Genomic DNA, 1,353 nt, shown 5'->3' on the forward strand with positions numbered 1-1,353 from the left:
TAACTTTAATAAGGAGATATACCATGGGCAGCAGCCATCACCATCATCACCACAGCCAGGATCCGGGGGACGAAAACCTCTATTTCCAGTCGATGAGGCGCACGCTCTTCACCCCCGAGCACGAGCAGTTCCGGGAGACCGCCCGTGCCTACTACCTCAGGGAGTGCGTGCCCCACGCGGAGGAATGGGAGCAGGCCGGGATCGTCAGCCGCGAGGCCTGGCGCGCGGCCGGTGCGGCCGGTCTCCTCGGGTGGGAATTCCCCGAGGAGTTCGGCGGACAGGGCATCCGCGACTTCCGCTACAACGCCATCATGGCCGAGGAGATGGCGGCCACCGGCACGGTGGGCATCGGCCTCGGGCTCCAGAACGACGTCCTGCCCTCCTACCTGTCGCACCTCACCGGGGAACAGCAACACCGCTGGCTCCCCGGGATCGTCTCCGGGCGGACCATCTGCGCACTGGCCCTGTCCGAGCCGGACGCCGGGTCGGACCTGGCGGCGATGCGCACCACCGCCCGCCGCGAGGGCGACCACTATGTGCTCAGCGGCCAGAAGACCTTCATCACCAACGGCATCCTCGCCGACTTCGTGATCGTCGCCTGCAAGACCGACCCGGACGCCCGCCACAAGGGCATCAGCCTGCTGGTCGTCGAGCGCGGGATGCCCGGCTTCGAGCGCGGCCGCCGGCTGGACAAGGTCGGCCTCAAGGCCCAGGACACCGCGGAGCTCTTCTTCCACGACGTACGGGTACCGGCGGCGAACCTCCTCGGCGCGGAGGGCCGCGGCTTCGCGTACATGATGGAGAACCTGCCCACCGAGCGGATCGCCATCGCGGTGAGCGCGCTGGGCGGTGCGCAGCGCGCCTTCGAACTGGCCCTGGAGTACGCCAGGACACGCACGGCGTTCGGGCAGCCCATCGGCACCTTCCAGGCCAACCGCTTCGCACTGGCCGACATGCGGGCCAAGCTCGACGCGGCACGCACCTATGTCGACGGCTGCATCATGGCGCTCGTCGAGGGCCATCTCACGGCCGTCGACGCCGCCGCGGCGAAGTACTGGACCACCGAGACCGCCTGGCAGATCATCGACCGCTGCGTCCAGCTGTTCGGCGGATACGGATACATCAACGAGTACGAAATCGCGCGCATCTGGCGCGACAACCGCATTGAGCGGATCTTCGGCGGCACCTCGGAGATCATGCAGGAGATCGTGGGGCGCTCGCTGGGGCTGACATCGGCGACCGTGAGGAAGCAGGAATGACATTTAAGTAAGTACTCGAGTCTGGTAAAGAAACCGCTGCTGCGAAATTTGAACGCCAGCACATGGACTCGTCTACTAGCGCAGCTTAATTAAC

The 1,353-nt window shown here is 66.0% G+C and carries 1 protein-coding gene; it reads left to right on the forward strand.

The features are described from left to right. Positions 1 to 1,259 (forward strand): acyl-CoA dehydrogenase family protein (locus tag AB0M56_RS50580; RefSeq protein WP_364190863.1); only part of this gene is annotated, 1,259 nt, incomplete at its 5' end. Between the last annotated feature and the right edge of the window lie 94 nt (positions 1,260 to 1,353).

Origin of the sequence: Amycolatopsis sp. NPDC051372 (assembly GCF_040682095.1) — a bacterium.
GTDB lineage: Bacteria > Actinomycetota > Actinomycetes > Mycobacteriales > Pseudonocardiaceae > Amycolatopsis.